This is a genomic window from Photorhabdus kleinii (genome assembly GCF_025384885.1).
In the GTDB taxonomy this organism is placed as follows: domain Bacteria; phylum Pseudomonadota; class Gammaproteobacteria; order Enterobacterales; family Enterobacteriaceae; genus Photorhabdus; species Photorhabdus kayaii.
Genome location: NZ_JAJAFY010000040.1, coordinates 39,557 through 45,556 on the forward strand (window position 1 = coordinate 39,557; position 6,000 = coordinate 45,556).

Below are 6,000 nucleotides of genomic sequence, written 5' to 3' on the forward strand. Positions count from 1 at the left end.
CGTTGAGCATTTTGCTGATTTTAATAACCTATTCTGAGATAACCCAGAAAATTATAAAATAGAATAATTAAGCTAGGGTAATTTCAATGTCATACTCATTGTTAAAAATAAACCAAAAACATTAAGGATAAATTATGGCTGATATACTTAAATATGGCGATACAGTAAGAATATTAAATGGTTACAATAACTGGCAAGGAGGATATCTCAGTACACATGGAAGTAATGACATCCCAGGCGCAAAACATAACGTATTAACTGTAGCTCCCTCCTTTTCTGATCTAGGGGTAATATGGCGAATACAGTCAGGAACAGGAAAAGCTATCGGCAGTGAAATAATTAATGATGATATTATTTTGCTTCATAATCTGGCTTTCTGCGATGGCGGCTATTTGGGATATTATGATGGCCCAAATCAACCGGTACCAAGTGGAGAAATACATCCGATAGTCACATCTGATATAAATACTTATTCTCCAAAAACATTAGAGTGGATTATTTATTGCGAGACACCTTATTCTATAAAGGGAAATATCATAGAAGGAGCAATTATCAGCCTACATAATCGATGGGGAAATAAAGGTTTCCTTAATAGTTATGGTAATGCCAACAAACCAAACACGTTATATGGTGTATCTCTTTCTGGTAATAGCGCTCGTAAAGTACATAAGGTAGACCAGTGGAAAATGGAAAAAATAAATGATCCTTGTCCGCCTACCAAACCCTCAAATTGTGGTGGAAAATGTGGTACTAGCGACACCGGTAAACACTGTTTCCAATTACCTCAAAGTATTCGATTTGGCCTGACAGCTTACAATAATACGAACATTCAGCAAACGGTAAAAGTCTATATTGACGACCTTCTGGTAGACACATTAACCGGCAAAGGAACAAATAATCCAATGGCGACCAAAACCTACACATCAGGTACAGGAAAAGTTTGTATTGAAATTGAAGGAGATGGCAAACCTAGCAAACTGCGTTATTTTGATAATACCCTTGATGGGAAACCGGGAACAGTAATTATCGGCGCCGAAAATGGTAACAATAATAATTACAATGACTGTGTCGTGGTATTAAATTGGCCTCTGGTGTAAATTAAAAACACTGTGATAAATTTCACCATAAGCAAAAATAATATTTACCAATTAATTAAAGCGGTATTATGCCGCTTTTTACTATGCTAAATTCATTATTAACCAAATATATACCAAGGTATTATTATTCAATAAAAAACATTCAAAGAGAATATTTGAAAAATATAAACCATGTTTCACATCTTATTTATATAATAAAAATCCATCTCTTATCATAGTATTTTTATTTTTGCAAAACATCAATGATATTAAATTCATCAATTATTTATTAATATACAACCTTGATTACAAACCATCAATGAAATAAACTACTCCACATCACTCTGCAAATAATAAATACAAAACAATCATGATCAAAGCTTTGAATATCATTTTTATTATATATTATCTAGAAATAGTAAGTTTAAATAATTAAACAATTAATCACCATAGAGGAGATATAACAATGAATACAAATACCTACTTATTCCTTGATGCAGAAAACATTAAATATCATGATGATGCACAAATAAATAAAGGGGACACTCCCCAACCTATCAGTAAAAATTGGCCTAGCCTTCCTGTCGAGTTTCAACGACATATTGACGATGTAATTAATTTAAATGGTTATTTATACTTTTTTAAAGGTTCGCAATATCTTAAATTCGATATAGCGAAAGCACAGGTAAGTGAAGGGCCAAAACCAATTGTGGATGGGTGGCCTGGATTAAAAGGAACCGAATTTGAAAACGGAATAGATGCAGCCACAGAATGGGTAGATACAAAACAAGATATTGTTTATTTCTTTAAAGGAAGCCATTATATCAGTTACAAAATCAGTTCACACACGATTAATATGAATACTATCTCAGCCGGATGGGGAACAACTGAAAAATACGCAGCGTACAGTAATAATCTAGAGTCCGTTGTTTTATGGAGAAATATTGCCGGCTATTTTATTTACTTTTTCAAAAACAATAATTACATCCGATATAATACGAAAACAGGCGCTATTGATAATGGACCTATACCCATCCAATCTGGTTGGCCTGGAGTAACCTTCAACAAAATTCAAGCCGCAGTATCAGTTGACGCAGATTTGTTAGGCAGTAAGCGGGACAATAATAGTGGAAATTGTGGAGTATGCGGTACCAATGACACCGGTAAACACTGTTTCAAATTACCTCAAAGTATTCGATTTGGCCTAATAGGCTATAATAATACGAACATTCAGCAAACGGTAAAAGTCTATATTGACGGCCTCCTGGTAGATGTATTAACCGGTAGAGGAGCAAATAATCTGATGGCGACTAAAGCCTATACATCAGGTACAGGTAAAGTCTGCATTGAAATTACAAGAGATGGCAAACCCTGCAAACTCCGTTATTTTGATAATACCCTTGATGGAAAACCGGGAACAGCGATTATTGGCGCTGAAAATGGTATCAATAATAATTACAATGACTGTGTCGTGGTATTAAATTGGCCTCTGGTGTAAGTTAAAAACACTTTGGTAAACTTTACCACAAATAAAATTAATTTAACCAATATAAATTACCCTTTAGAATCAATTAGGAAAGTAGCATAAAAGAATTTAAATTATATTTATTAATATTATTCTTGTTCAATTTCATCTAAAAAATGAAATTTTAACAATACCTTAAGTTCTAATCACCATAAAGGAGATGTAATAATGAATACAAATACCTATTTATTTCTTAACTCAGAAAATATTAAATATTATGATGATCCACAAATCAACAAAGGGGACACTCCCCAGCTTATCAGTAAAGACTGGCCTAACCTTCCTGTCGAGTTTCAACGACATATTGACGATGTGATTAATTTAAATGGTTATTTATATTTCTTCAAAGGCTCACAATATCTTAAATTCGATATCGCAAAAGCTCAGGTAAGTGAGGGACCAAAACATATTATAGAAGGATGGCCTGGATTGAGAGGCACCGAATTTGAAAATGGGATAGATGCAGCTACCGAGTTTGTCGATACAAAACGAGATGTTGTCTGTTTCTTCAAAGGGCGAGACTGTATTGATTATACTGTCAGTTCACACACGATTAGTAAAAAAACTATTTCAGACAGATGGGAGACTATCGAAAAATACGCAGGATTCAATGCAAATCTGGATACCGTTGTTTTATGGAAAAGCATTGCAGGTTCTCTTATTTACTTCTTCAAAGACAACAATTATATCCGATACAATACACAATCAAATACTATTGATATCGGACCTACATCCATCCAAACTTATTGGCATGGCATCACTTTTAATAGAGTTCAAGCTATGGTATCGGTTGACGCAGATTTATTAGGTAGTCAAAACTGTGGCGGAAAATTTGGTACCAGTGACACCGGTAAATATTGTTTCCAATTACCTCAGAATACCAAATTTAGGCTGACAGCCTACACGAATACTGATGTTCATCAACAAACGGTAAAAGTCTATATTGACGATCTTCTAGTAGATACATTAACCGGCAAGGGGATAGATAACCTGATAGCGACTAAAACCCATGCATCCGGTACAGGTAAAGTCTGTATTGAGATTGCAGGTAATGACAAACCCTGCAAACTCCGTTATTTCGATAACATTCTTGAGGGAAAACCCGGAACCGTCATTATTGGGGCTGAAAATGGTGCCGCCAATAAGTACAAGGATAGTGTCATCATTCTGAACTGGTGAGTTAAAGATTTTCACTAGTGATAAACTCTGTCAATAATTAAAGCGGTATTATGCCGCTTTTTTTGCACGCCACATTGAGTAACAATAATAAGATTATAATCAAAATCACCTTTCTATACCCTATGGATTTCAAGATGCATCGCGACGGCAAGGGAGTGAATCCCCGGGAGCATAGATAACTATGTGACCGGGGTGAGTGAGTGCAGCCAACAAAGAGGCAACTTGAAAGATGACGGGTATATATTACAACAATATATGGGGCCAGGAGGAAAGCCCCTTGGTATATGTCACACAAGATGGTTAAATAACCAGACTCAATACTCCATATTAAAAATCTTGAAAAAATATCGCTCGATCAAATGGTGTTCGGTAAAGAGAATTTTGTTGATCTACAGTGTTAGCAGCAGAAGACATACCATACATAATCCCAATCTGGCCTGACGCAAGATTTCCTGTCATAAGTGTATTCATATTATATTGGCAAAGTTCTATCTTCCATTTATCTGCCACAGTGTTATACCATTCGATAATTAATGTGCCATTATTTGCCGCAAGCAATCCAATTCGCCAACGTGACCAAGTATTTCTAGGCCATTCATAACTCAGTGGAAAACCAGAATAAGCAGTACCTAGGGTCGGTTGCCCTTTATAAATACCATCCGTTTGTTTGCCAACAAAATTGACTGACTGAGTCAAATGAGCCTGAAGATTCCAAACCATGACATAAGGCGTTGCAATATCAATCGAAGTACCTAATAAAATATTTGGTGGCATATATTGAAGCTTATCTTTATATCCCCCAGTCAAATGAACCGCCATATAGCCGTAACCAATATCTATATATGTACCGCTTGCACTGGTTTTCCTGGATAGCACACATAATGTAATTTCAGGGTATGGATTACAAAATAGGTCAAGCTCACAATAGCAATGTCTGGCATCAACAGTCGTATCTGTTACAATCCCAAAACATTGACCATAACTACCAGATTTAGACAAAGTTTGTGCCTTAAAAGCTTTCCTTCCCCCAACATTGACTATATCCCAGGCGCTAGTCACATTGGCTGAATCCTTAAACAACACGCCAGCTCGCTGTGTTGTCGCATCTATCCATCGACCTTCAGGATATAAATTTGGCTCCCATACCGTTATTGGAACGGAATTGGAATTAGATAAATCTTCAATTCAGATTGAACTTTCATGTTGTTCTAATTTCATGACTAAAATATCCCCCTATATAAAGATAAAATTACACTTCAATCTTACTTTTTATACCTAAAATCAGGGTTAGATTTAATTTAAAAATAAATAAAAATCATCATAATTATTTAAAAAAAAGAAGAAAAACCCAACCAAACAAAATAAAATACCAGCTACAGGAATTTAAAAAATCAAACAAAAAAAACAGCATTGAATTCACTAATGAATTGTTAATATATAGCTTTATTTATAATCCATTAATGGTATTAATTTTTACATATACAAAATAACTTTTCAAAACATGGATCATTTGGAGAAAACTCAGTCCAATTTTTGTGATCTGATCAATCGCAAAAAATCCCAAACCACTAAACGGACTGAGTTATAACTATAATAGCACTAATATCCCGAAATGAACAACACCAGATAAAAAAATAAGAGAAATGATGAAATTTTTGTATCTAAATTATCTGTCAGTTAAATATTAACATTGAGTTAAAAATCAGTGAAAATAATATAAATCATCTATCTATTTAATTGAGCCATGAACTTTATTAATAAAAAACAGTGATGTTTGTTTAATTTTTAAAGAGATAAATAATAGAATCCTATGATAAGGTGATTTGTATAAATTAAAAATTAGGATAAGCATTATAGAGGGATCTAAATAAGAAAAAACGAAAATAACTAACCTAGGAGTATTAATTATGGCAATTGTTTTTACATCAATAGATCCACGTAGCAATCCCCTGCAAACATCAAGCCAAAATTATGTTGATATACCTGGTTTGGAACTTAATGTTTCAAAGTATTCGAATTCACCATGCTTAACAGCATTAATCACATTAAATATACCAACTCCCTACGCTTCAGGTAACAATTTTCCTGGAGGTAACTTTATTATTGTAACTGATAAAGGCGAACAATTGGCTTTCGGTGGATTTACTTACAATAATAAGAGTCCAGAATCCTATGGACGTATGCCATTCACACTGGTCACCCGTTGTTCTCTTGCGTCTA

General features: G+C 34.3%; 5 protein-coding genes. 4 read left to right on the forward strand and 1 reads right to left on the reverse strand.

What is annotated here, in order from left to right; genetic code table 11:
• Positions 1-134 precede the first annotated feature (134 nt).
• From LG003_RS17040 to LG003_RS17050, 3 genes are all read left to right on the forward strand, one after another.
• The gene (locus tag LG003_RS17040) at positions 135-1,097 is read left to right on the forward strand and encodes a fucose-binding lectin II (RefSeq protein WP_262981236.1); all 963 of its coding nucleotides are present in this window, start codon (positions 135-137) and stop codon (positions 1,095-1,097) included.
• 445 nt (positions 1,098-1,542) lie between these two features.
• Positions 1,543-2,574 (forward strand): fucose-binding lectin II, encoded by a 1,032-nt coding sequence (locus LG003_RS17045; protein ID WP_262981237.1) that lies wholly within the window; start codon positions 1,543-1,545, stop codon positions 2,572-2,574.
• Positions 2,575-2,769: 195 nt separating this feature from the next.
• The gene (locus LG003_RS17050) at positions 2,770-3,780 is read left to right on the forward strand and encodes a fucose-binding lectin II (RefSeq protein ID WP_262981238.1); all 1,011 of its coding nucleotides are present in this window, start codon (positions 2,770-2,772) and stop codon (positions 3,778-3,780) included.
• 327 nt (positions 3,781-4,107) lie between these two features.
• On the opposite strand, the gene LG003_RS17055 is transcribed toward LG003_RS17050, so the two are convergent.
• A complete protein-coding gene (locus tag LG003_RS17055; RefSeq protein ID WP_262981239.1) occupies positions 4,108-4,839 on the reverse strand; it encodes a hypothetical protein in 732 nt (243 codons plus the stop codon).
• Positions 4,840-5,687: 848 nt separating this feature from the next.
• On the opposite strand from LG003_RS17055, the gene LG003_RS17060 reads away from it, so the two are divergent.
• Positions 5,688-6,000, forward strand: a 313-nt coding sequence (locus LG003_RS17060; protein WP_262981240.1) for a hypothetical protein, incomplete at its 3' end; no start/stop codon positions are given.